The following is a 25,915-nucleotide window of genomic DNA, read 5'->3' on the forward strand; positions in this document are numbered from 1 at the left end:
GACCGAAATGAATGTAAATACATCTCAAAGCATTTATACTCTCAATTTTGATAACAAGGATTTAAATACTTATGATGCATTAAAAAAGAGATTAGGTTTTTCAGCTTTCAAATTTTTCGTAACAATACTTCCCTCGGCAGAATTCCCAATGTCCCAGAGTTTTTCTGTTCCAAGCGTGCACCGTATTTTTGAATTTAAAGGCATGAAAAAGAAACCAACAATCTATAAATTAGATGATCTTAAAAGATATCAAAACAATAGACTAGCAAGAGAAATTAATTACAAGAATGACCCTTCGCAATGGAATTTGCATCGTATTGAAAATAGAATTCAACCTTATTTCTTAAAAAAACAAAAAAATAAACAATTGAAAAAAATCTAATCAAATTTCCATCGTTTTCGTAATTTTTAATGACATTATTAGCAAAAACCTAGGTTCTTTATTTTTGGTTTTTTGTAATTTCACAACTTAAACTTTTGAAAAAAATGGCTAGATTACCAAAACTAACTAGATTTAATGATAATGTGTTGTCTAAATATCAAATTTACAACAGCATTTTTATGACACTTCCATTTGACACGATAAGCAATACCGGTGTCTTATTACCTCTTTTTCATGAAATATGTAAAAACGGTTTTGATAATGGAAATAATCCTACAGAAATTGTAGACCTGTTCTTTCAGAAATATCAAGAAAATCCTTCAGACCAAAATAAAAAAGATTTACTTTTTCTCTTTATACAATACATTGAACGTCAAGTTGTTTTATTTGATGCTATTGAAGACGCTGCTTTTCCTATTGTGAATAATATGGACGGTATTGGTACGCTTCGTAATTCTAAAGAAATTGCAATTTTAAGTGAAAAAAAAGAAGAATTAAAAAAGCATTTAGAAGATTTTAAAGTACGTATCGTTTTAACAGCGCATCCAACTCAATTTTATCCAGGTTCTGTATTAGGTATTATTACAGATTTAGATAAAGCCATACAGAATGATGATTTATTACTCATCAAAAAATTATTAGCTCAGTTAGGAAAGACGCCTTTTTATAAGAAGGCAAAACCGACTCCTTATGACGAAGCGATAAGTTTAATTTGGTATCTAGAAAATGTATTTTATCATTCTATAAGTAAAATATACAACTATGTTCAACAACATATTTATGATGGAGAACCTTTAGAAAATGAAATTATTGACCTTGGCTTTTGGCCAGGTGGAGATAGAGATGGAAATCCGTTTGTAACAACAAATATCACTTTAGATGTTGCAGAAAGATTGCGCCAATCAATTTTGAGAAGTTACTATGGAGATGTTAAGCGTTTAAAAAGACGTTTTACTTTTGATGGTGTTCAAGAAATTTTAGCAAAAGTGGAAAAACGCTTGTACAAACACGTTGTTAGAAGTTACAAGAAAGTTAATTTTTCGCAAAAAATATTGTTATCAGAATTAGAAGCAGCAAGAGAAATTGTAAAAACAAAGCATAATTCTTTATTTATCGAAGAATTAAATGATTTTATTAATAAAGTAAGAATTTTTGGGTTCCATTTTGCAACCTTAGATATCCGACAAGATAGTAGAGTGCATCACAAGGCATTTACACAAATTGTAGATGATTTAGCTGCTGATGGAGACACAACCTTCCCTAAAAACTATCATCATTTATCTGAAGATGAACAGATTTTAATTTTATCATTGGTGAAAGGAAATATCGATCCTAAAATTTTATCTGATGAAATGTCTGTAAAAACTATTGAGTCTATTTATGCGCTAAAAACCATACAAGCAAGAAATGGTGAACGTGGTGCAAATAGGTACATTATTAGCAACAACCAATCAGCATTAAATGTCATGCAAACTTTTGCGATGTTAAATTTATGTGGCTTTGAAAACGAATTACCTGTAGATGTAATTCCGCTTTTTGAAACTGTAGATGATTTAGAAAACTCTAGTGATGTTATGCGTACCTTATATTCTAACCAAGCTTATAGATATCATTTGACGAAAAGAAAAAACAAACAAACTATAATGTTAGGTTTTTCTGACGGAACCAAAGATGGGGGGTATTTAATGGCAAATTGGGGGATTTTTAAGGCAAAAGAAGCACTTACTAAAATCTCTAGAGAATTTGATATTGAAGTAATTTTCTTTGACGGACGTGGAGGACCACCTGCAAGAGGTGGAGGAAAAACACATCAATTTTATGCTTCTTTAGGACCTACTATCGAAGACAAAGAAATTCAATTAACCATTCAAGGTCAAACAATTAGTTCTAATTTTGGAACCTTAAACTCATCTCAATTTAACTTAGAACAATTAATAAGTTCTGGTATAAAAAACGAAGTATTTACGAAAGATCAATTAAATGATAAACACCGAGAAATCATAGAAGATTTAGCGGATACTAGTTATAAAACGTATGTAAACTTTAAAAATCATCCACAATTTTTACCGTATTTAGAAAAAATGAGTACGTTAAAATATTATGCAAAAACTAATATTGGCAGCAGGCCCAGTAAACGTTCAAATTCTGACACTTTAGATTTCTCAGCATTAAGAGCGATTCCTTTTGTTGGAAGTTGGAGTCAATTAAAACAAAATGTACCTGGATTTTTTGGGGTTGGAACAGCATTAAAAAAATATGAAGAAGCAGATCGATTTGATGAAATTATTGAATTCTATAATGCTTCAGATTTCTTTAAAACACTGTTAGAAAACAGTATGATGAGTTTAACAAAATCATTCTTTGGCTTAACTGCTTATATGGCCGATGATTCAGTTTTTGGTGAATTCTGGAAATTAATTTTTAAAGAATATGAGACTACCAAAAGGTTATTTTTAAAACTTACTGGAGATCAAGAATTAATGGAAAATTTTCCAATAGGTAAAGCGTCTATAGAAATGAGAGAAAACATTGTATTACCATTATTAACAATACAACAATATGCCTTAAAGCAAATTCAAGATTTACAAAAAACGGATGGAAACATCAAAGAAATAGAAGTTTATGAAAAAATGGTGATGCGTTCTTTATTTGGTAATATTAATGCAAGTAGAAACTCTGCTTAAAATTAAATTTTAATAGCATTCTTTTTTTCTCTATTTTTAAAGAAAAAAAAGAATGCTAGTTAAAGTCTATGGCTCTGCCGTATTTGGTATTGAAGCCACCACAATTACGGTTGAAGTAAATATCGACAAAGGAATAGGATATCATTTAGTTGGTCTGCCAGACAATGCTGTCCGTGAGAGTTCTTATAGAATTTCTGCTGCTCTAAGTAATAATGACTACAAACTTCCTGGTAAGAAAATTATTATAAATATGGCGCCTGCCGATATCAGAAAAGAAGGTGCTTCTTATGATTTAACACTTGCTATTGGAATTCTTGCTGCCTCAAATCAAATAAAATTTAACAATATTAACGACTACATTATTATGGGCGAACTTTCTTTAGACGGAAGTTTACAGCCTATAAGAGGTGCTTTACCAATCGCTATTAAAGCCCGAGAAGAAGGATTTAAATATTTAATTCTTCCTAAAGAAAATGCCAAAGAAGCGGCAATCGTAGATAATCTAATAATTTTAGGCGTAGAAAATATCTTAGAAGTAATCAACCATTTTAACGGTGATAAAAAAATTGAACCTACTATTGTAGATACGAGAGCAGAATTCTATAAAAATATTGATTTTCCTGAATTTGATTTTTCTGACGTAAAAGGACAAGAATCTATAAAACGATGTATGGAAATCGCTGCAGCTGGCGGGCATAATATTATTTTAATTGGGCCTCCAGGATCAGGAAAAACAATGTTAGCAAAAAGATTACCATCCATTTTACCGCCAATGACTTTGCATGAAGCACTAGAAACCACAAAAATTCATTCTGTAGTTGGTAAAACAAAGAATAATGGCTTAATGTTTCAAAGACCGTTTAGAAGCCCACACCACACTATATCAAATGTTGCCCTTGTTGGTGGTGGTCAATACCCAAAACCAGGAGAAATTTCACTTTCACACAACGGTGTATTATTTTTGGATGAATTACCAGAATTTAAAAGAGATGTTTTAGAAGTAATGCGTCAACCTTTAGAGGACAGGGATGTGACTATTTCTAGAGCAAAATTTACAGTAACCTATCCATGTAGCTTTATGCTGGTAGCAAGCATGAATCCCAGTCCATCAGGCTATTTTAACGATCCAAATTCGCCAATGACTTCTTCCCCACAAGAAATGCAGCGATATTTAAGTAAAATCTCTGGACCTTTATTAGACAGAATCGATATTCATATTGAAGTTACTCCTGTTCCTTTTGCTAAATTATCAGAAGAAAGAAAAGGAGAATCTAGTGTAGCCATCAGAAAACGAGTAACTGCCTCAAGAGAACTTCAATCTGAACGTTTTAAAGATTTTGAAAATGTACATTATAATGCGCAAATGAGTGTAAAACAAATTCGTGAGTATTGTAAATTATCGTCAGAAAGTTTAACCCTTTTGAAAACGGCGATGGAAAAATTAAATCTTTCTGCAAGAGCCTATGACCGAATTTTAAAAGTTTCTAGAACTATTGCAGATTTGGCAAATGAAAAAGATATTTCTCCAAATCATATTGCAGAAGCTATACAATACAGAAGTTTAGACAGGGAAGGTTGGTTGGGGTAGATATTTGCTTTCTATATTATTTATACAAATAGTAAAGGTCCACCCAACTATGATTAAAATTATCTCGTACACGCATTCTAGCTGTATTTTTTCCTTTTTCTATTTAATTTTAAGAAGTGTATTACTAATTATTTCTTTACATAGTGCATCATTTTTTTAAAAAACCTTGTCTTTCTTTAATTTTTTAAGAATCCTCTATAACTTGAATAAAAGTTTGTATCGAAATATGCCCATTCTTAAATGGATTTTTTTCACAAAAAAAGAGGAACTTTTCAGTTCCTCTTTTTTTTATTTACAACTATTATTAACCTATTCAAATAAAATCTTTTTAGTTCCAAAGTTGGTGTTATCTGTATACACCTTTAAAAACAAAATACCTGTTTGCACATTTACATGTAAGTTCATTGTATTGTTCCCTGCAGAAAGTAATTGTTTCTTGTTATACACCACTTTACCAGTAACATCAAATAATAGTACAGAAGCTTGTTCTGCCTTTTCACTATAAACTAATACTTTAAAAGCACCTTTTGACGGATTAGGATATACTTGAAGGTCTTTGATTACTGCGTCAGTAGTTACAATCCCTGAAGACTTTGAAGAAGTAACATTAATGGTTACTTGTGCTATTGATTCGTCTCCACTTGCATCTACAATCTTATAATAAAAACTATCTTCTCCTATAAAAGCTGCTACCGGTGTGTACTCAATCTTACCTGAATTAACTACAAGATTGTTAAATGCACTGCTTCCCTGAGCTTCTCTTTCTATTTGTTTAACACTTTTACCTTCTGTTGTTCCATTAAAAAGCCTTAATGGGTTTGTTGTATTTTCTCCATCTGAACCAAAATTATCTACTCCTGATCCATTATCAGCTAATACAGCTAATGAACTCATTATTATTCCTTGAACTACTGAAAATGTATCCCCTTTTGCTTCTGGTACGCCATTTACTGCATCTGCTGCTTGAATCGTTACCGTTACGGTAGCTGTTGATTCATTAGTAGTACCGGCCTCCTTAATAGTGTAGTTAAAAGTATCTGTTGTTCCTGTAAAAGTTGCTCCTGGTGCAACTGTATATGTATATTCTAAAGTATTATCAGAATTTACCGTGATGGTTACTTCATTAGATTCATTACTAATCACTACCGCTTCTAAAGTTCCTGTTTCGAAAACATCATTTGCTAATACATTTATAGTTCTTGTAACACCTTCTACAGCTGCTACTTCATCAGCTACTGCTGTAAGACCATTTGCTACTGAACCAGTTACCGTAATTGTTACAGTAGCTCTGTCAGAAACTCCATTTTCGTCTGTAATCAAATAATCAAAAGTATCTTCTCCAAAATAACCTGTTCTTGGTGTATATTTTACAGTTGTTCCGTCTAATTCTAACGACCCTCCCTCTTCTGAATAAAATGCTACAAGTGATATTGGATGGCTTGGATGTGCAGCGCCTGATCCGTAATTATCTGCTCCAGATCCATTATCATCTAAAATATTGATAATATTCTCTGAACTATCTTGTGCAAATATAACTGCGTCATCCTGTGCTTTTGGCGCGTCACTTGCAATTACCGTAGTGAATGTTACTGTTACTGTTGCGTCTGATGTCTCACCATCAGCATCTTTAATACGATATGTAAAAGTATCAGTTCCTGTTTGAGTTCCTGTAGGTGTATATTCTATTGAAGTTCCATTTACTACTACTGCTGTCGTAGTAGTAGGAATTATTTCAAGTGAATTTGATAAAGCTGCTCCATTCGATCCAAAACTGTCATTATCTAATACATCAATAGTTACTGCTGCAACACTACCTTCTAATATCTCTATAGCATCATCTGCCGCTGTTGGTGCATCTATTTCTGTTACCGTGATTGCTACTTGTGCTATAGAAGAAGCTCCTGTTGTATCTGTAATCATATAATAAAAATGATCTACTCCTACAAAACCTGTATTTGGTGTGTAAACAATTACATCATCTAATGGAGTGGTTGTGCCTTTAGTGTCTACAATTATTGTTCCTTGTTCACTTAGGCCGGTTAGCGTTCCATCTAAAAATGTTAAGCCATTATCTATTGCTCCATCTAATCCAAAGCTATCTATGTCAAATCCGTTGTCTAATAAAACAGCTATTTCATTATCTGTACTATTTTGTGCTACGCTTACTTCATCACGTTTTGCTGACAATACATTAGGTTCGTCAACTACAGCTGTTCCGGTTATCGTTATTGTTACATCTGCTGTTGTTGTATCACCACTTCCATCTGTAATTATATACGTAAATATGTCTATTCCAATATAGTTACTTGCGGGAGTGTAGTCTATTTTACCAGCATTTACACCGATGGTTGCTCCATTTATATTAGTAGCTACATTAATTGTTAATGCATCATTTGTTGCCTGACCATCTAACCCAAAACTATCATTGGATAAAACGTCTATTGGTATTGTTACACCTTGTGCTACGGTTGCAGCATCATCCTGTGCTGTTGGTGTATTTATTTCTGTTACCGTAATTGTTACAGTAGCTCTGTCAGAAACTCCATTTTCGTCTGTAATCAAATAATCAAAAGTATCTTCTCCAACATAACCTGTTCTTGGTGTATATTTTACAGTTGTTTCGTCTAATTCTAACGACCCTCCCTCTTCTGAATAAAATGCTACAAGTGATATTGGATGGCTTGGATGTGCAGCGCCTGATCCGTAATTATCTGCTCCAGATCCATTATCATCTAAAATATTGATAATATTCTCTGAACTATCTTGTGCAAATATAACTGCGTCATCCTGTGCTTTTGGCGCGTCACTTGCAATTACCGTAGTGAATGTTACTGTTACTGTTGCGTCTGATGTCTCACCATCAGCATCTTTAATACGATATGTAAAAGTATCAGTTCCTGTTTGAGTTCCTGTAGGTGTATATTCTATTGAAGTTCCATTTACTACTACTGCTGTCGTAGTAGTAGGAATTATTTCAAGTGAATTTGATAAAGCTGCTCCATTCGATCCAAAACTGTCATTATCTAATACATCAATAGTTACTGCTGCAACACTACCTTCTAATATCTCTATAGCATCATCTGCCGCTGTTGGTGCATCTATTTCTGTTACCGTGATTGCTACTTGTGCTATAGAAGAAGCTCCTGTTGTATCTGTAATCATATAATAAAAATGATCTACTCCTACAAAACCTGTATTTGGTGTGTAAACAATTACATCATCTAATGGAGTGGTTGTGCCTTTAGTGTCTACAATTATTGTTCCTTGTTCACTTAGGCCGGTTAGCGTTCCATCTAAAAATGTTAAGCCATTATCTATTGCTCCATCTAATCCAAAGCTATCTATGTCAAATCCGTTGTCTAATAAAACAGCTATTTCATTATCTGTACTATTTTGTGCTACGCTTACTTCATCACGTTTTGCTGACAATACATTAGGTTCGTCAACTACAGCTGTTCCGGTTACCGTTATTGTTACATCTGCTGTTGTTGTATCACCACTTCCATCTGTAATTATATACGTAAATATGTCTATTCCAATATAGTTACTTGCCGGAGTATAGTCTATTTTACCAGCATTTACACCGATGGTTGCTCCATTTATATTAGTAGCTACATTAATTGTTAATGCATCATTTGTTGCCTGACCATCTAACCCAAAACTATCATTGGATAAAACGTCTATTGGTATTGTTACACCTCTTGCTACGGTTGCAGCATCATCCTGTGCTGTTGGTGTATTTATTTCTGTTACCGTAATTGTTACTTGAGCGATTGCAGTATCTCCGCTTGCATCCGTAATACTGTAATAAAAGTGATCTACTCCTATAAAACCATTATTAGGTGTGTAAATAATTCTATCATCTAATGGACTGTCTGTGCTTTTAGTATCTACGGTAATAGTTCCTTGCTCGCTAACTCCTGATAGTGTTCCATCAAATAAGGTTAATCCATTATCAAACGCACCATCTGTTCCAAAGTAATCCGCTTCAGATCCATTATCTGCTAATACGTCTAAAATAGTGGTAGTATTTTGAGCAACTGTTATTGCATCTGCTTTTGCATATGGTACTCCATTTACTGATTCTACCGGTTCAATTGTTACTGTTACAGTTGCTGTAGATGTAACTCCATTTTCATCCTCAATTGTGTACATAAAACTATCTGTTCCTACAAATCCTCCTGATGGAATATAAGTTAATATTGAAGCTGTTTGGGAAATTGGAAATCCTTCTGAACTTAATGCATCATAAGAATTTATCGTCGCACTTGCTACATCATTAGCTAACACATCAAAATCTGATTCTGTATCTTCATTCACTGTAAAAGAATCATTTTGTGCTACTGTTGCAGGTTCTAAAGGCTCTATTTTTAGATAATCAACCTCCAAGGTATGTGTGCCAATCCAATTAAAATCACCTGCCCAAGGTAGATCTCTAAAACCAATAATAACTTCTGCTACTCCTGTAGCAACATCTGTATTAATTGATTCTTGTAAAATATCATCTATAAAAAAATCTATTCTATCTGATCTCCAATCTATTGCATAAGTATGAAATTTCCCATCAATAAGAGATATTTTTTCGTTTTGTTGATTTACAACAGCCTTTTTAGTTCCTGTAAAAGGAACACTTGTATTTTCATCAGCATTTCTCCATGTATTAAACCTTGCCTCTGTCCACCCTCCATCTGAAGGTAAGGTATTATGCGAAGCTGTAGCAGCATCATCTGCGACTAATTCAAGATCTACTTCATTAAATATTGAACCTTCTTGTTTGTAGGTAAAAAGGAATGAAACTAAACCACCATCAACAACCGCCCCTTTCATTCTTACTTCGAGACGATGATTTTCACCAACCCCTCCAAATTCCAGAGTTTGAAATGGATAAATACCATTTGGATCATTATCATTGGACGTATTTGCATCCACAGTTATATATGCAAATCCGTCACCTGGAATAAAGTCCTCCCAAGAAGTTTGGGTGGGATCAATTTCATTATGAAACGTCCAATATCCATTAGCAGGTAAATCTGTTGGAATACCTATTGAATCAAAATCTTCAAAATAAGTAACAGTATTTGTTTGAGTAAAAGACTTAAGCGAAAGTAAGGTTACAAAAAGGACGCTTAATAGGTGTTTATTTAATAAATCATCAAGAAAAACGAAGTTAATTTTTTTATTCATAATTAGGGGTTTAATTGGTCTAACAAACGTTAAACATTACATTAATGCAATATCTAAGAAAAAAAATAAAAACAACTACTCATTAATGAGGTTAAATAACCTCATTAATGAGTACAATAAAATCAAAAAACGTACTACTTACAACTTTAAGTGAATAAAAACTGGAGAAACTACAAAGGCAATTAAAACGTTTTGGTTAAAATTAGGAGAAATTATTGATATAAAATACCGTTCTTTTGTATAGTGTAACAATTGTTTTTTGAAACGCCACTGTCCTTTTTACTTTGGGAATAATCTAAAACACCAAAAAGCCATTACAAGGGAGTGGATGCCTGAACGATAAAAAATGCTACTAATGAGTACTTCGTTTACTTAGCATCTTCTGAAATTGCGCTTAATTGGTTTTTAAATCCCTTAGAAACTTTCATTAAAAAAACAAGGGAATCACAAACTGATAATACAAAATCAACAGACCAACAGCTATGGCATTTAATACAATACCTGCTTTGACCATTTCATTCACTTTTACATAACCACTTGCAAACACAATAGCATTTGGTGGCGTTGCCATTGGCAACATAAAAGCACAACTACTTGCCATTGTAACCGGAATTAATAAATTTAATATAGGAATATTTAACCCAATTGCAATTCCTGCAACCACAGGCGCCAAAACAGCGACTAACGCAACATTACTCATTAACTCGGTCATAAATAACATGAGTACAATTAGCAATGCAACAGTTGCTAAAACATTAAGATTTCCTGCAGCAATTGTATCTGTAATCAATGCAACTAAACCGCTGGAAGCCATTCCTTTTGCGAGTGCCAAACCTCCTCCGAATAGAATTAAAATTCCCCAAGCCAATTTTTCGGTGTCTTTCCACTGAAGGATAAAGTTTCCCTTTTTTAAATTCATAGGGATCGCAAATAAAGAAACTGCACCAATTAAACTAATAACAGTATCCGATAATTTTAACCCTGGAAAAAGTGTATTCACAATTGTTCTCGTTATCCATAAAAAAACAGTGATTGCAAAAATGATCAAAACACGTTTTTCTTCTTTTGATACTTTTCCAAGTTTTTTAACTTCCTCAGAAATTAAATTTGCGGATGCCGTAAACAAAATATCTTTACAAGGAAACATCCATTTTACCAAAACAAAATAAACCGCAACCACCATTATGATAGAAAAAGGTAAGCCAAAACTCATCCAAGTTAAAAAAGAAATTTGGATGTTATATTGATTTTCTAACAAACCTATTAAAACCGAATTTGGTGGTGTGCCTATAACCGTTGCAATTCCGCCAGCATTTGCCGCAAAAGCGATTCCTAGCATTATACTTAGCGCAAAATTTTTATCGCCTTTTGTAAAGCCGTCGCTGTCATCTATTAATAGTTTGATGACTGATATTGCAATTGGCAACATTACTACTGTTGATGCTGTATTACTAATCCACATGCTCATAAAAGCAGTAGCAATCATAAAACCCAGCACAACTTTATTAGGCGTTGTTCCTGTAAATTTTATAATATTTAAGGCAATTCTTTTATGCAGCTTTACCTTCTCTAAAGCTAATGCTAATACAAAACCACCAAAGAATAAAAAGATAATTGGACTTCCGTAATTTGCCCCAACGTCTGCAATTTCCATCACTTTTAAAAGCGGAAATAAAATAAGTGGCAACAAAGCTGTAACTGCAATGTTTACGGTTTCTGTAATCCACCAAATAACCATCCAAATGGCTACCGCAATTACTGCATCTGCTTTTTCTGAAACAACCGTTATGGGTAAAAACTGAATAAGAAAAAATATAATTGGCCCTAAAAATAGTCCTATTTTTTTTGTGGGTTGCATTGTAGTTTGATTAAGCGTCTGCAAAATACTAAAAAGAAACCTTTGAAAAACATCTACATTCGTTTTTGATTAAAAAATAAATTTTACTAGCTGTCGCAGAAACTTCATTAATCATCTAAAAGTATTGCGTTAAGGATAGCAATGGCATCCTTTTTTGAGGAACGAAAAAAAGATATAGTGGATAGCCTGTTAAAACGCCCAAAAAAGAAAAACCCTTACAATTTGCTGCAAGGGTTTTGTACTTCTATGAATATTGTTTGCGCTTTCGATCAAATAAGCACTAGTATCTATAATGTTTTGGTTTATAAGGTCCTTGTTGTGTAACACCAATATATTCTGCTTGGTCTTTGCGCAATTCTGTTAACTCTACTCCTATTTTCGCCAAGTGTAAATACGCTACTTTTTCATCTAAATGTTTTGGTAACATATACACTTCGTTTTCATAAGCATCTCTATTTGTCCACAATTCTATTTGAGCCAAAGTCTGATTTGTAAATGAGTTAGACATTACAAAACTTGGATGCCCAGTTGCACAACCTAAGTTTACCAAACGTCCTTCCGCTAAAATGATAATATCTTTACCAGCGATGTTATATTTGTCAACCTGTGGTTTGATGGTATCTTTAGTATTTCCATGGTTTTTGTTTAACCAAGCCATGTCAATTTCGTTATCAAAATGGCCAATATTACAAACAATCACTTTATCTTTCATTGCTTCAAAATGACGCCCTTGTATAATGTCTTTATTTCCGGTAGTGGTAATAATGATATCAGAATTTGCAATAACAGTTTCTAAACGCTTTACTTCAAAACCGTCCATTGCAGCTTGCAAAGCACAAATAGGATCGATTTCTGTAACCGTTACAATAGAACCTGCTCCTTTAAAAGAAGCTGCTGTTCCTTTACCTACATCACCATAACCACAAACCGTTACACGTTTCCCGGCTAACATAATGTCTGTTGCTCTTCTAATTGCATCTACTGCAGACTCTTTACATCCATATTTATTATCAAATTTAGACTTCGTAACAGAATCATTTACGTTAATTGCTGGCATTGGCAACGTTCCTGCTTTTACCCTGTCATACAATCTATGAACGCCTGTTGTCGTTTCTTCTGATAAACCATTGATTCCCGCAGCCAATTCTGGATAACGATCCAAAACCATATTTGTTAAATCTCCACCATCATCTAAAATTAAGTTTAATGGTTTTTTGTCTTCTCCAAAAAATAAGGTTTGCTCTATACACCAGTCAAACTCTTCTTCTGTCATATCTTTCCAAGCATACACAGCTGTTCCGGCAGCAGCAATTGCAGCAGCAGCTTGATCTTGTGTAGAAAAAATATTACAAGAACTCCAAGTAACTTCCGCCCCTAAAGCTTGTAAAGTTTCAATTAAAACCGCAGTTTGAATTGTCATATGCAAACACCCTGCAATTCTCGCACCTTTTAATGGTTGACTATTTTTGTATTCTTCTCTCAAAGACATTAAGCCTGGCATTTCAGCTTCTGCTAATTCAATTTCTTTTCTACCCCAAGCAGCCAAAGAAATATCTTTAACTTTATTTGGCACGTAAGCGGTTTTTGTACTCATATTATGTATATTTATATTCTAATTTTTTTCGAGCTGCAAAGTTACGACATCCATTTTAAAAAATATGGCTCTTTACAAAACATTAACGGTTAGCCCTACTACTAAAGTCCTCATTTGGAAGATTGAAGAATCTACAGAAGAATTGAAGAATGGAATCTCTTTAACAGAAAAGAATACGGCAAGATTAGATGGGATGAAATCTGATATACATCAAAAAGGGTTTTTAAGTATTCGCCATTTATTAAAAGAAGTAGGTTTAACAGATGCTGATTTAGACTACGATGCTTATGGAAAACCACATTTAGACGCTGGAAGATATATTTCTATTTCTCATTCTTTTACATTTACTGCTATTATTTTTTCAGACAACCTTCCTGTAGGTATTGATGTTGAAAAACAGCGAGAAAAAATTTTAAAAATCGCTCATAAGTTCACACCATTTGAAGAATATAAAACCATTGCCAATGTTGATGCTTTAATAAGCAAACTAACCATTGTTTGGGGAGCTAAAGAGAGTTTATATAAAATTTACGGAAAGAAAAAATTACTATTTTTACATCATATATTTGTTGATGATTTTAAGTTTGAAGACAAAAAAACCAAAGGAGAAATCCGTTTTAATGGTGAAGAGGCTTCTTATAAAATCGAGTTTTTAGAGTTTGAGGGATTTACTTGCGTGTTTGCATATTAAAAAAAATTGCAACATTTTAACATATCGCCATTTCAAAAAATCTAAAATTAACTTTGAAAGAAATTTTCTTAAATATCAAAAAATATCATAAAATCTTACAAGAACTTATTACTTTTGATTTCTGCTTTCAAACCATTATAACGCTGCATGACAGAAATTTTTGATTTACTTTTTAGCCAATACAAAACCTACTCAACAACAGAAACCACTCTAGAAATTATAGCGGTTATCTTTGGTTTTTTATCTGTTTGGTTTTCGAAAAAAAATAAAATATGGGTGTTTCCGACAGGGATGATTAGCACATCAATATTCGTTTACTTGCTCTTAAAATGGGAGCTTTTAGGTGATATGATGATTAACGGATATTATTTTATGATGAGCGTTTATGGTTGGTATATTTGGACACGTAAAGTTGATGATACACATGTTACACCAATTTCAAGAACCACACAAATAGAGAAAAAAACATCCATTTATATCTTTTTTTTCACCTTAGTTTTTGTATTTATTGTATACAAAGTCTTTGACAAATGGACTTCTTGGGTTGCGTATGCAGACACCATTACAACTGCAATTTTCTTTGTAGGCATGTGGTTAATGGCAAAACGTAAAATAGAAAATTGGTTATTTTGGATTGCAGGAAACATCATTTCTGTACCTTTGTATTTTTATAAAGGTTTTACCTTTACGAGTTTTCAATACTTAGGATTTACTTTTATAGCAATATTTGGTTATTTAGCATGGAAAAAAAACTTAGACAAAAACCCATTAATCTTGTAAAAGTTGTTTTATTTGGCCCTGAATCTTCGGGAAAAACAACACTTTCTCGTCAATTAGCTCGTTATTATAATACTGTCTGGGCGCCAGAATTTGCACGTGAGTACCTTCAAGAAAAATGGAATAATGAACGAAAAACTTGTGAGGCAGAGGATTTAATTCCGATTGCAATTGGGCAAATGAAACTAGAAAATAAGCTAGCTAAAAAAGCAGATAAAGTGCTTATTTGTGACACAGATCTATTAGAAACTAAGGTCTATTCAGAGGAGTTTTATGGGGGGTTTGTAGATAGTGACTTAGATAAATCAGCTAATGAAAATCAGTATGATTTATACCTACTGACCTATATTGATACACCTTGGGAAGAAGATGATCTACGAGACAGGCCTGAGCAGCGTTTAGAAATGTTCAAGGCTTTTGAGAATGCTTTGAGAAAACATAACCGACCTTATGTTCTTTTAAAAGGAGACAAAGAAACTCGTTTAAAAAAAGCAACCGAAGCTATTGATAAAATTATTGAAAATAAAGAAGAACTGTATTCTTTCTCTGATTCCTTAATCGATATTGACATGCACTTTTTGCATCAAAATACAGATTTTGGAACATCTATAGATTACTAAATGAATGCGGTAAAAATTATAAAAGAACTCCATTTTAAAGCCATTAGAAGTTCTGGTGCTGGCGGACAGCATGTAAATAAAACATCTTCTCAAATTGAACTAACTTTTGATCTAGAAAACTCTAATTCTTTGTCTGATAAAGAAAAAGAACTTTTAAAAGTCAAGCTTGCATCCAGATTAACAAAAGAAAATTTATTAATTTTATCTTGTCAAGAAACGCGCTCTCAGCATAGAAATAAGAACATTGCTATTCAACGTTTTTTAGAATTATTAAAGACCAATTTAATTCGCCCTAAAAAGAGAAAAGCAACAAAACCTAGCAAAGCATCAATTAAAAGAAAAGCAGAGAATAAAAAAAGAATTTCTGTAAAAAAGGTTTTGAGAAAAAAGCCAAAATTAGATTAAGAATTCATTTTTGCTAAGTATGCACCCATCTCTTGGTGCACTATATTAAGAGCTTTTAACGGTCGGATCATTACTTTAATTTCTTTTAACTTCCCTTCTTTAGTAAATTTAATCATGTCGATTCCTTCCACCGTAATACCATTAATCTCTGTAATAAATTCTAGCATGGCATTTTCATCATCACAAACTTCTCTAACATATTTAAAATTAGTATTTGCAATAATTTCTGCTGCTGCTTTTAAATACATCTCAACCATAAAACTACCTTCTATGGGTTTAAAAACTACTGGAGAATACAACACAGCTTTCCTATCTATAAAATCACCTAAATTTTCATGCTTTTTCTGTAGCACAAAATCGTGCCAAGTATCTAATCCTTTTAAAGCCATCTTGTCTATTTAATTGAAACCAAAGCTACAAAAAAATACATTTATTATTTTTTATTCCAACTTTCCATTTTACATTTACACCGTTCTCATAAAGGGGTGCTAATTTTAGTTGGTAATTTTTAGTCATCAGTTTTTAGTCTTCATAGACTTTACAGCTTTTAACTTTCTTACTTTTCAACTTTTAAAGGCTGAGATCATACCCATTGAACCTAGAACAGGTAATGCTGTTTAGGAAGCAAGCGTTCAAACAGATTTATAAATCTTTTTGAACGAGTGCAAAAAAGTGAAGCAGTACTTCACACAAGAATTATTCAATATTAATTACAAGAATAATTACCTCTTTTTATTCGTTTTAAATTTTTTTAAAATGAAAAAAATTACCTTTTTTTTATTCTTGTTTGCAGGCATGCTTGCAAACGCCCAGACATTTACACTTAAAGGAAAAGTTGTAGATGAAAACAATGAATCTTTATCAGGAGCAACTATCTTGGTAAAAGAGCCCAAGAAAGGAACTTCCACAGATTTTGACGGAAAGTTCAGTGTAAATCTTCCTAAAGGAAATTATACCATTCAAGTTTCATTTATTGGTTACAAAACGGTTTTTAAAGAAATCTTCCTGACTAAAAGTGATGAAATTAATTTTAATTTATTGCCAAATTCTACTGTACTTGAAGAAGTATTGGTTTCTGCAGTTCGCGCAAGTGCAGATGTTCCGGTTACATTTTCTAACCTCTCAAAACGGGAAATTGCAAAACGTAATTTAGGACAGGATATTCCTATTTTACTAAATTACATGCCTTCTGTCGTTTCTTCTTCTGATGCTGGTGCAGGAATTGGTTACACCTACATGAGTGTGCGTGGTTCTAATGGAGAAAAAATTAATGTTACTATAAACGGAATTCCATACAATGACCCAGAGAGCCATGGAACTTTTTGGGTGAACTTAAGCGATTTTGCTTCTTCAACAGAGAATTTACAATTACAACGTGGAGTAGGAACCTCGACAAACGGTTCTGGTGCTTTTGGTGCAAGTTTAAATATTTTAACGGATGCTCTTTCTAAAGAGGCTTTTGGAGAAATTTCTAATTCTTTTGGCTCTTTCGGAACACGAAAACATACCGTAAAATTTAGCACTGGTAAGCTTAATGACCACATAGAAATTGCTGGACGCTTATCTAATATTTACTCTGATGGCTACATCGACAGGGCTTTTGCAGATTTAAAATCCTACTATTTACAAGGAAGCTATACGGATGAAAATACGTTAATAAAAGCGGTTACTTTTGGTGGAAAAGAAATAACATACCAAGCATGGGCTGGCTTAGATGCGACTCAACTAGAAACAGACAGAAAACAAAACCCATACACCTATGAAAATGAAGTTGATGACTATCAACAAAATCATTATCAATTGCATTGGAATGAAAAATTGAATAAAAGTTGGTCTACAAATTTAGCCTTGAACTACACAAAAGGTTCCGGATTTTTTGAGCAATTTAAAGAAGAGGAAGCTGCTAGTGATTTTAATAATTTAATCGTTGATGGCACAGATGTTATTGTAAGACGTTGGTTAGACAACGATTTTTATGTGGTAAATTTCAACACAAATTATAAAACGGATAAACTGAATTTCATTTCCGGAATATCCTATTCTCGTTATACTGGAGATCATTTTGGTGAAGTTATTTGGGGAGAACGTTTAGCTGAAAACACTAATATTAGAGATCGTTACTACTTTTCTGACGCTAAAAAAACAGACTTCTCAATTTTTGCAAAAGCAACGTTTAAAATTAATACGAGACTTTCTGGTTATGCAGATGTGCAAGGAAGATTTGTAAACTATCAAACAGAAGGAATTACTTCTGACTTGGCAAATATTAATGTTGATGCTAGCTTTAACTTTTTTAACCCTAAGTTTGGATTGACTTATAAAATTAACGATTACAATAATTTATATACCTCTTTTGCAGTTGCCAATAGAGAGCCCAAAAGAAATGATTTTGAAAGTGGAGTTACAACTCCTGAAACGTTAAATGATTTAGAATTTGGGTGGCGTTTGAAAAAAGAAAACATCAAATTAAACACCAATATCTATTACATGGATTATAAAAATCAGTTGGTATTAACTGGCGCTATCGATGATGTTGGTGCACCCATAAGAACAACTTCTGGTAATAGTTACAGACTTGGTTTAGAGATTGATGCTGATCTTACATTATCTGATAAATTCTCTATGAAACCAAATGTCGCTTTTAGCTCAAATAAAAACAAAAATCTTATTGCTCAAATAGATGGGAAACTAGAAAATTTAGGAAATACAAATTTGTCTTTTTCTCCTGATATCGTTGTTGGAAATATATTTTTGTACAATCCTTTAGAAAACTTACAAATTTCATTCTTATCTAAATTTGTTGGCAAACAGTTTATGAGTAATTTTAGAAGTACCGTTTCTAGTAACGATGTTTTAGATAGCTTTTTTACTTCTGATTTAAATGTTGTTTATGAAATTAAACCTGCTAAAATATTTAAATCCGTAGTGTTTTCTGCTTTGATAAATAACCTTTTTAATACAGAATATGTAGATAGGGGTTACTATTACACTTACGATGATACTTGGTCTGCCGCAAATCAAACTACTACTTTAGATGGTGCTGGTTATTATCCGCAAGCAACTAGAAACTTCTTAGTTGGAGTTACTTTTAAGTTTTAGAAAGTAACTTTTCTATAAAACAAATAAAATCCCAAGTTTACACTTGGGATTTTATCATTACCAATGCTTTTTGTAATTGACTTTTCATTAGAAAGGTATTAGTGAATTACTTATAAACAGGTTAAAATCATTCGTTTTTATCGATCTATTCTACCTACCGCACAACTCACAAAAGACTTTGCCTTATGTAAAACTGTATTTTTATCACCAACTTCTGGATACCCTAATTTAGCTAATTTTTCTTTGATAGTTTCAAAATCGTCATTTTCTGAAATTATTGAAACTATTGAATTCTCAACATCCACTGTTACCTCTTTTACAGCGTTCAAACTTAATAATCCTTTTTTAATAGTTGTTGCACAACCACCACATTTTAAATTTTCTATTTGAATTGCTGCTGTCATCATTCTTAATTTTCTTGTTTCCATTGATTGTATCCACCTAAAATATTATAAACCTCATAACCTTCCTTTTTGAGTATTTTTGCTGATTTTCCGCTTCTATTGCCACTTCTGCAATACAAATAAACTGGTTTACTTTTATCTAACTGTTTAACCGCTTTTGTGTAAAAATTAGCATCAAAAAAATTAGCAAATTTTGCGGTCTTTATAAATCCTTGTTCTATTTCTTTTGGTGCTCTAACATCCAATAACTGAGTGTTTCCTTTTTTGAGTAAGACTTTTAATTCTATCGTAGAAATTGATTTTATTTCTTCTTGTGCACTACAATTGATAAAAAAGAAACTCATCAAAAAAAAGATTAAAAAATTTTTCATTTTATTTATTTTAAAGTTGACGGACAAACGGCTGCTGTTCTTTCTATAGTTGTATTTCTGACAGCTGCATAACCCCCTGCAACATCAATGACATTATGAAAACCGCGAGCTTTTAAAATTGAAGCTGCAATTACAGATCGATAACCACCCGCACAATGCACATAAAATTCTTCCTTTTTTGGGAATTCCGAAATATGCTTATTTAGAAAATCTAACGGGGTACTTTCTGCTATCTTAATATGTTCACTTGCAAATTCTCCTGGTTTTCTTACATCAAAAACGAGTGCGTTTTCATTTATTTTTTGCTCTAAAACTTCAACTGAAACAGATGATAAAGTGTCAATTTCTTTCTCCGATTTTTGCCAAGAAGCAAAACTTCCGTCTAAATACCCTAATACATTATCAAAACCAACTCTGGACAAACGTATAATTGTATCTGCTTCTTTTCCTTGAGGTGTTACCAATAAAATTGGTTGCTGTATGTCTTTTATTAAAGCACCCACCCAAGGCGCAAAACCACCATCAATTCCTATAAAAATTGATTGAGGAATAAATCCCTTTATAAATTCTGATTGATGCCTAACATCTAAAATTATAGCATCCGTTTCGTTTGCAATCAGTTCAAAATCTTTCACTGATAAAGGTTTCGCAGAAGTTTTGATGATATCATCAATATTTTTATATCCCTCTTTATTTAACTTCACATTTAGAGGGAAATAGGCAGGAGGAGGTAATAATCCATCAGTAACTTCTTTGACGAATTCTTCTTTGGTCATATTTGCTCTTAATGCGTAATTGGTTTCTTTTTGATTCCCAATTGTACCAATCGTTTCTTTGCTTAAATTTTTACCGCAAGCAGAACCTGCTCCATGCGCAGGATATACAATAACTTCATCTGCCAAAGGCATTACTTTATTACGCAAACTATCAAATAAAAAACCTGCTAAATCTTTTTCTGTAAGCTCTCCTTTTTGAGCCAAATCGGGCCTACCAACATCACCTAAAAACAATGTATCTCCGCTAAAAAGTGCATGATCCTTGCCATATTTATCTTTCAATAAAAAACATGAACTTTCCATTGTATGACCTGGAGTGTGTAATACAGTTATAGTAATATCTCCAACTTTAAAAACCTGATCATCTTTTGCAATAATTGCCTCAAAATTGGTTTTTGCTGATGGTCCAAAAACAATTGCTGCTCCTGTCTTTTCTGCTAATGTAACATGACCACTAACAAAATCCGCATGAAAGTGGGTTTCAAAAATATATTTAATTTTTGCATTATTTATAGCTGCTTTATCTACATAATCTTGCACTTCTCTTAATGGATCTATAATTGCTACTTCTCCCTTACTTTCTATATAATAAGCCCCTTGTGCTAAACAGCCTGTATAAATTTGTTCTATTATCATAATTCTTAACTACCGCGATTTTTAACCGGTAAAATTACATTTAAGTTTAACTATTTTAAATGATATTTATCATCCAAATTATAACCTATTTGTATGCTTGATGTATATACTTTGAATACTTCTCTTGCTGTTTTCTATTGCCAGTTTTATAAAACTTTACCGCTTGATTTGCTTTCATAAAAAAATGATTGATATCTATAATCTCTAAAATACCACTTCTAAAAAAATCATCTCTTACGGGGCCTTTAACACCTGCAAAATAAAAAACCACCCCTTTTTTCTGATAATACTTAATGCGTTCTTTCAACATTTCTACTCCCGTACTATCTACTCTATTAATACTCTCTGCATCCAATACTATCAATTTTAATGCCTTTCCTTTTTGGGCTGCCATTTCGTCTAAATTATCTCTAAAATAACTTGAATTTGCATAAAATATCTGAGCATCAAACCTAAAAACTAAAATGTCATCCTCAATAATTACTTCTTCAAAACGATTTTTATTTCTGTAAAAATTTGAGTTTGGAACCTTTCCTAATTCAGTTACATAAGGTCTTGATGTTCTGTAAATTAGAACAACCAAAGACAAACCAACACCGACTATAATTCCGTATTCAATTCCTAATAACAAGGTTGCTAAAAAAGTGGATAACATCAACCAAAAATCTAAATTATTAGCCTTCCATAAAAAAATAGCTTCTTTGAAATTTATCAATCCAAAAACGGCAACAATAATAATTGCAGCCAATACTGTTTTTGGTAAATGATAAAATAATGGGGTTAAAAATAATAATGTAATGATAACCATGACAACAGAGATGAGTGCTGCCATTCCTGTTTTTCCACCACTTTCTTGATTGATTGCTGACCTAGAAAAACTTGAGGTTGTTGGATAAGATTTAAAAAAAGAACCAACCATATTACTTAACCCTAAAGCAATTAATTCTTGGTTAGGTCTTATTCTATATTCGTCTTGTTTTGCCTCCAAAGACTTACCAATAGAAATAGTTTCTAAATAACCCACCATGACTAAAGTTAATGCAATTGGAAACAACTCTCTTATAAGATCTAAATCAAATTCAGGAATCCCGAAAACTGGCAATCCTGACGGAATATCTTTTACGATTGAAACATCGTTAAAACTTTTTCCAAAATATTTCATAATTACAATCCCAAGAATTACAACGATTAAGGCATTCGGAATTTTTTTATTTATCTTTCTGAAAATAATTATAGTAATAACCGATATCAATCCAATTATTGTTGTGGGTTTCTTAAAGGTTGCCATTTGAAACCAAATATCTTCTAAAACATATTGAATTTGGTCACTTTGAATAAAATCTACACCCAATAAATTTCTGAATTGATTCAGCCCAATTATGAGGGCAACAGCAGAGGTAAATCCAGTAATTACTGGTTTTGATAAAAAATTTACAATAAACCCTAGACTAAAAACTCCTAGTATAAATTGAATAGTCCCTACCATTAAACCTAACAGAATAGCGATGGCAATGTAGCTTTCTGAACCTGCTAATGCTAAGGTCGATACACCCGTTGCAACAATTAAGGAATCCATTGCAACAGGACCAATAGCTACCTGTCTTGAAGATCCAAAGATAGCATACATAACCTGCGGAACTAATGCGCAATACAGCCCATAAATTGGTGGCAAACCAGCAATTAATGCATACGCAATTCCTTGTGGAATTAAAATGATACCCACAATAATTCCTGCAACTAAATCTCCTTTAAAAAGAGATCTATTGTAGTTTGGTAACCACTCTAAAATTGGTATAACTTTTTTGATATTCATGAATTCTTAGACTTTGCCTGTGAACTTTTTGTTAAGAACGAATTATTGAATCATAATTAGCCTTTTAAAACAATTTTCCTTGATCTCTGCCCTTCGTCCTACCCAAATGCTGATAGGCTAATTCTGTAACTTCTCTCCCTCTTGGAGTTCTCATAATAAAACCTTGCTGAATTAAAAAAGGTTCATATACTTCTTCAATAGTCTCTGTATTTTCGGAAACCGCAGTTGCGATAGTACTAATTCCTACGGGTCCTCCTTTGAATTTATCAATGATCACCTCCAAAATCTTATTATCCATTTCATCTAAGCCGTGAGCATCAACATTTAATGCTTTTAATGCATATTTTGCTATTGCAATGGTGATAGATCCATCTCCTTTTATCTGAGCAAAATCTCTTACCCTACGCAGCAAAGAATTCGCAATTCTTGGAGTACCTCTGCTTCTTCCTGCAATTTCAATTGCTGACTCCATAGAAATTGGCACTTTTAAAATATGTGCACTTCTTTGAATAATTGTTGTTAGCAGTTCTGTTGAATAGTAATGTAGTCTTGTACTTATTCCAAAACGAGCTCTCATTGGAGCAGTCAACAATCCTGATCGTGTTGTAGCCCCAATTAAAGTAAAGGGTTCTAAATTGATTTGAACAGTTCTAGCATTAGGGCCAGATTCGATCATAATATCAATTTTATAATCTTCCATTGCTGAATACAAATACTCTTCTACAATTGGACTTAATCTGTGAATTTCATCAATAAATAAAACATCTCGTTCATCAAGATTTGTGAGCAGTCCGGCTAAATCACCCGGTTTATCTAAAACTGGACCAGAAGTAACTTTAATACCTACCTGTAATTCGTTTGCTAAAATATGTGCCAACGTAGTTTTCCCTAAACCTGGAGGGCCATGAAACAAGGTGTGGTCTAAAGCTTCATCTCTTTGATTGGCCGCCTCAACAAATATTTTCAGATTTTCTAAAGCTTGGTCTTGTCCTGTAAAATCATCAAAAGATAGTGGGCGTAATTTTTTTTCTACGTCTATATCTTCATTTGTTAAATGACTGTTATCAGGATTTAAGTTTTCATTCATACTTACAAATATAAGAGATTTTGAATCAGGTTAAATATACCTTTTACCAGAGAATGAGAAAACCTTTCCAAATAGGAAAGGTTTTTAAATTTTTATGATAAGATACCGTTTATTAAACGGATAAAATCAGAACTTTAAGATTGTTCTTCTCCTTCTAATAAAGGTGTAGTTTGTAGCACAAAATCTTGACCATGTAAATAATCGCTATCATCATCATTTGCATCTACTCTTTTACTATAATCATAAGCCCATCTATGAACTTCTGGTATTTTACCTGGCCAATTTCCGTGAATATGTTCTACTGGTGTAGTCCATTCCAAGGTATTAGATTTCCAAGGATTTTGAGTTGCCTTCGCTCCTCTATACATTGAGATAAAAAAGTTCGCAATAAAGATTATTTGAGCAATACCACCTACTAAAGCAAAAAGTGTAATAACTACATTTATCTGAAGTAAATCGTCAAACATTGGAAATGCAGTATTAGAATAATATCTTCTCGGTAAACCTGCTAATCCAATAAAATGCATTGGCCAGAAAACTCCATAAGCACAAATAATTGTAATCCAAAAGTGCCAATACCCCAATGTTTTATTCATCATTCTACCATACATTTTTGGAAACCAATGATAAATACCAGCATACATTCCAAAAATTGCAGAAACACCCATCACCAGGTGAAAGTGAGCAACCACAAAATAGGTATCGTGAATATTAATATCTAGCGCAGAATCTCCTAAAACAAGACCCGTTAAACCACCTGTTACGAATGTTGAAACTAATCCGATAGAGAATAACATTGCAGGATTTAACTGCAAATTACCTTTCCACAAAGTTGTAATATAATTAAACGCTTTTACCGCTGATGGAATTGCAATTAATAGCGTTGTAAATGTAAATACTGATCCTAAGAAAGGATTCATTCCTGAAATAAACATGTGATGCCCCCAAACAATCGTCGATAAAAATGCAATTGCCATAATAGACATAATCATTGCTCTATATCCAAAAATTGGTTTTCTAGAATTTGTTGAAATAATCTCTGATGTTATTCCTAATGCTGGCAACAATACAATGTATACTTCTGGGTGACCTAGGAACCAAAACAAGTGTTCAAATAATACTGGCGATCCTCCTTGATAATGCAATACTTCTCCAGAAATAAAAATATCTGATAAATAAAATGATGTTCCAAAACTTCTATCAAAAATCAACAATAAAGCTGCCGATAATAAAACAGGGAAAGAAACTACACCAATAATTGCAGTGATAAAAAATGCCCACATTGTTAATGGCAACCTTGTCATTTTCATTCCTTTTGTTCTTAAATTGAATATTGTAACAATATAATTCAAGGCTCCAATTAGCGAAGATGCAACGAAAATAGCCATAGACACTAACCACAATGTCATACCTGCTCCAGATCCTGGAATAGCTTGTGGTAAAGCACTTAAAGGAGGGTAAATTGTCCAACCTGCAGACGCCGGTCCTGCTTCAACAAATAATGAAATTACCATGATTACACTCGATACAAAGAATAACCAATATGAAATCATATTTAAAAATCCAGAAGCCATATCTCTAGCTCCAATCTGCAATGGGATTAATAAATTTGAGAATGTTCCACTCAAGCCTGCCGTTAAAACAAAGAATACCATAATAGTACCATGAATTGTTACTAAAGCAAGGTAAAAATCTGGATCCATAACCCCATTGGTTTGATGAGAACCTAAGAATGCTTCAATGATTGTAAACGATGTTTCTGGCCAAGCTATCTGTAAACGAAATAACATAGACATAAAAACGGCTATCATTCCCATAAACATTCCTGTAACCAAGAATTGTTTAGAAATCATTTTATGATCTTGACTAAAAATATATTTGGTTACAAATGTTTCTTTATGATGATGTTCTGACATAATCTTTTAATTTGTAGTGTCTTTAAATTT

General features: G+C 32.8%; 18 protein-coding genes. 8 read left to right on the forward strand and 10 right to left on the reverse strand.

Annotation, left to right across the window (positions count from 1 at the left end; genetic code table 11):
• Positions 1–7 precede the first annotated feature (7 nt).
• The 3 genes from ATE90_RS11585 (at position 8) to ATE90_RS11595 (ending at position 4,654) form a co-directional block, all read left to right on the forward strand.
• Positions 8–382, forward strand: a complete 375-nt coding sequence (locus ATE90_RS11585) for a hypothetical protein (protein WP_143741121.1) — start codon at positions 8–10, stop codon at positions 380–382.
• Positions 383–486: 104 nt separating this feature from the next.
• On the forward strand, positions 487–3,066 hold the full coding sequence (locus ATE90_RS11590; RefSeq protein ID WP_036788483.1) for a phosphoenolpyruvate carboxylase: 2,580 nt from the start codon (positions 487–489) through the stop codon (positions 3,064–3,066).
• 52 nt (positions 3,067–3,118) lie between these two features.
• On the forward strand, positions 3,119–4,654 hold the full coding sequence (locus ATE90_RS11595) for a YifB family Mg chelatase-like AAA ATPase (RefSeq protein WP_036788480.1): 1,536 nt from the start codon (positions 3,119–3,121) through the stop codon (positions 4,652–4,654).
• A 309-nt stretch (positions 4,655–4,963) separates the two neighbouring features.
• Here the strand turns inward: ATE90_RS11595 and ATE90_RS11600 are convergent, their stop codons facing one another.
• From ATE90_RS11600 to ahcY, 3 genes are all read right to left on the reverse strand, one after another.
• On the reverse strand, positions 4,964–9,838 hold the full coding sequence (locus ATE90_RS11600) for an Ig-like domain-containing protein (protein ID WP_101451441.1): 4,875 nt from the start codon (positions 9,836–9,838) through the stop codon (positions 4,964–4,966).
• A gap of 427 nt (positions 9,839–10,265) precedes the next feature.
• The gene (locus ATE90_RS11605) at positions 10,266–11,696 is read right to left on the reverse strand and encodes an SLC13 family permease (RefSeq protein ID WP_101451442.1); all 1,431 of its coding nucleotides are present in this window, start codon (positions 11,694–11,696) and stop codon (positions 10,266–10,268) included.
• Between the two features lie 280 nt (positions 11,697–11,976).
• Entirely contained in the window at positions 11,977–13,290 is a 1,314-nt protein-coding gene (ahcY, locus tag ATE90_RS11610) for an adenosylhomocysteinase (RefSeq protein ID WP_036784074.1), read from the reverse strand.
• A 64-nt stretch (positions 13,291–13,354) separates the two neighbouring features.
• Here ahcY and ATE90_RS11615 point away from each other — a divergent pair, with 64 nt between their 5' ends.
• The 4 genes from ATE90_RS11615 (at position 13,355) to arfB (ending at position 15,783) form a co-directional block, all read left to right on the forward strand.
• Positions 13,355–13,981: a 4'-phosphopantetheinyl transferase family protein gene (locus ATE90_RS11615; protein ID WP_036784076.1), complete on the forward strand. Its 627-nt coding sequence runs from the start codon at positions 13,355–13,357 to the stop codon at positions 13,979–13,981.
• A 147-nt stretch (positions 13,982–14,128) separates the two neighbouring features.
• Entirely contained in the window at positions 14,129–14,761 is a 633-nt protein-coding gene (pnuC, locus tag ATE90_RS11620) for a nicotinamide riboside transporter PnuC (RefSeq protein WP_101451443.1), read from the forward strand.
• Positions 14,722–15,378, forward strand: a complete 657-nt coding sequence (locus ATE90_RS11625) for an AAA family ATPase (protein WP_036784079.1) — start codon at positions 14,722–14,724, stop codon at positions 15,376–15,378. The genes pnuC and ATE90_RS11625 overlap by 40 nt, the downstream gene beginning before the upstream one ends.
• Positions 15,379–15,783, forward strand: a complete 405-nt coding sequence (arfB, locus tag ATE90_RS11630; RefSeq protein WP_036784082.1) for an alternative ribosome rescue aminoacyl-tRNA hydrolase ArfB — start codon at positions 15,379–15,381, stop codon at positions 15,781–15,783.
• Here arfB and ATE90_RS11635 read toward each other — a convergent pair.
• A complete protein-coding gene (locus ATE90_RS11635; protein WP_036784084.1) occupies positions 15,780–16,172 on the reverse strand; it encodes a hypothetical protein in 393 nt (130 codons plus the stop codon). The genes arfB and ATE90_RS11635 overlap by 4 nt on opposite strands.
• 367 nt (positions 16,173–16,539) lie before the next feature.
• Between ATE90_RS11635 and ATE90_RS11640 the strand changes: the two genes are divergently transcribed.
• Complete coding sequence (locus ATE90_RS11640) at positions 16,540–18,882, forward strand: TonB-dependent receptor (RefSeq protein WP_036784086.1); 2,343 nt, start codon at positions 16,540–16,542, stop codon at positions 18,880–18,882.
• Between the two features lie 137 nt (positions 18,883–19,019).
• On the opposite strand, the gene ATE90_RS11645 is transcribed toward ATE90_RS11640, so the two are convergent.
• The 6 genes from ATE90_RS11645 to ATE90_RS11670 all read right to left on the reverse strand — a co-directional run bounded on the left by ATE90_RS11645 (position 19,020) and on the right by ATE90_RS11670 (position 25,885).
• Positions 19,020–19,310 carry a heavy-metal-associated domain-containing protein gene (locus ATE90_RS11645; RefSeq protein ID WP_235317689.1) on the reverse strand — a complete coding sequence of 97 codons (291 nt, stop codon included), beginning with the start codon at positions 19,308–19,310 and terminating at the stop codon, positions 19,020–19,022.
• Positions 19,292–19,657, reverse strand: a complete 366-nt coding sequence (locus tag ATE90_RS11650) for a rhodanese-like domain-containing protein (protein ID WP_036784089.1) — start codon at positions 19,655–19,657, stop codon at positions 19,292–19,294. Before ATE90_RS11650 ends, ATE90_RS11645 begins: the two co-directional genes overlap by 19 nt.
• Before the next feature lie 5 nt (positions 19,658–19,662).
• Entirely contained in the window at positions 19,663–21,069 is a 1,407-nt protein-coding gene (locus ATE90_RS11655) for an MBL fold metallo-hydrolase (protein ID WP_036784091.1), read from the reverse strand.
• An 85-nt stretch (positions 21,070–21,154) separates the two neighbouring features.
• Positions 21,155–22,882 (reverse strand): SulP family inorganic anion transporter, encoded by a 1,728-nt coding sequence (locus tag ATE90_RS11660; RefSeq protein ID WP_101451444.1) that lies wholly within the window; start codon positions 22,880–22,882, stop codon positions 21,155–21,157.
• A gap of 64 nt (positions 22,883–22,946) precedes the next feature.
• Entirely contained in the window at positions 22,947–23,969 is a 1,023-nt protein-coding gene (ruvB, locus tag ATE90_RS11665) for a Holliday junction branch migration DNA helicase RuvB (protein WP_036784096.1), read from the reverse strand.
• 134 nt (positions 23,970–24,103) lie between these two features.
• Positions 24,104–25,885, reverse strand: a complete 1,782-nt coding sequence (locus ATE90_RS11670) for a cytochrome c oxidase subunit I (protein WP_036784099.1) — start codon at positions 25,883–25,885, stop codon at positions 24,104–24,106.
• Positions 25,886–25,915 lie beyond the last annotated feature (30 nt).

This window comes from Polaribacter sp. Hel1_33_96 (assembly GCF_002846595.1).
Taxonomy (GTDB): Bacteria; Bacteroidota; Bacteroidia; order Flavobacteriales; family Flavobacteriaceae; genus Polaribacter.

What these genes read in the sequence shown, in the direction of transcription:
- ATE90_RS11655 (WP_036784091.1), bottom strand. Translation starts at nt 21,069, where the DNA reads ATGATAATAGAACAAATTTATACAGGCTGTTTAGCACAAGGGGCTTAT.
- ATE90_RS11640 (WP_036784086.1), top strand. Translation starts at nt 16,540, where the DNA reads ATGAAAAAAATTACCTTTTTTTTATTCTTGTTTGCAGGCATGCTTGCA.
- ruvB (WP_036784096.1), bottom strand. Translation starts at nt 23,969, where the DNA reads ATGAATGAAAACTTAAATCCTGATAACAGTCATTTAACAAATGAAGAT.
- ATE90_RS11645 (WP_235317689.1), bottom strand. Translation starts at nt 19,310, where the DNA reads ATGGAAACAAGAAAATTAAGAATGATGACAGCAGCAATTCAAATAGAA.
- ATE90_RS11650 (WP_036784089.1), bottom strand. Translation starts at nt 19,657, where the DNA reads ATGAAAAATTTTTTAATCTTTTTTTTGATGAGTTTCTTTTTTATCAAT.
- ATE90_RS11615 (WP_036784076.1), top strand. Translation starts at nt 13,355, where the DNA reads ATGGCTCTTTACAAAACATTAACGGTTAGCCCTACTACTAAAGTCCTC.
- ATE90_RS11625 (WP_036784079.1), top strand. Translation starts at nt 14,722, where the DNA reads ATGGAAAAAAAACTTAGACAAAAACCCATTAATCTTGTAAAAGTTGTT.
- arfB (WP_036784082.1), top strand. Translation starts at nt 15,379, where the DNA reads ATGAATGCGGTAAAAATTATAAAAGAACTCCATTTTAAAGCCATTAGA.
- ATE90_RS11585 (WP_143741121.1), top strand. Translation starts at nt 8, where the DNA reads ATGAATGTAAATACATCTCAAAGCATTTATACTCTCAATTTTGATAAC.
- ATE90_RS11600 (WP_101451441.1), bottom strand. Translation starts at nt 9,838, where the DNA reads ATGAATAAAAAAATTAACTTCGTTTTTCTTGATGATTTATTAAATAAA.
- ATE90_RS11595 (WP_036788480.1), top strand. Translation starts at nt 3,119, where the DNA reads ATGCTAGTTAAAGTCTATGGCTCTGCCGTATTTGGTATTGAAGCCACC.
- ATE90_RS11605 (WP_101451442.1), bottom strand. Translation starts at nt 11,696, where the DNA reads ATGCAACCCACAAAAAAAATAGGACTATTTTTAGGGCCAATTATATTT.
- ATE90_RS11660 (WP_101451444.1), bottom strand. Translation starts at nt 22,882, where the DNA reads ATGAATATCAAAAAAGTTATACCAATTTTAGAGTGGTTACCAAACTAC.
- ATE90_RS11670 (WP_036784099.1), bottom strand. Translation starts at nt 25,885, where the DNA reads ATGTCAGAACATCATCATAAAGAAACATTTGTAACCAAATATATTTTT.
- pnuC (WP_101451443.1), top strand. Translation starts at nt 14,129, where the DNA reads ATGACAGAAATTTTTGATTTACTTTTTAGCCAATACAAAACCTACTCA.
- ATE90_RS11635 (WP_036784084.1), bottom strand. Translation starts at nt 16,172, where the DNA reads ATGGCTTTAAAAGGATTAGATACTTGGCACGATTTTGTGCTACAGAAA.
- ATE90_RS11590 (WP_036788483.1), top strand. Translation starts at nt 487, where the DNA reads ATGGCTAGATTACCAAAACTAACTAGATTTAATGATAATGTGTTGTCT.
- ahcY (WP_036784074.1), bottom strand. Translation starts at nt 13,290, where the DNA reads ATGAGTACAAAAACCGCTTACGTGCCAAATAAAGTTAAAGATATTTCT.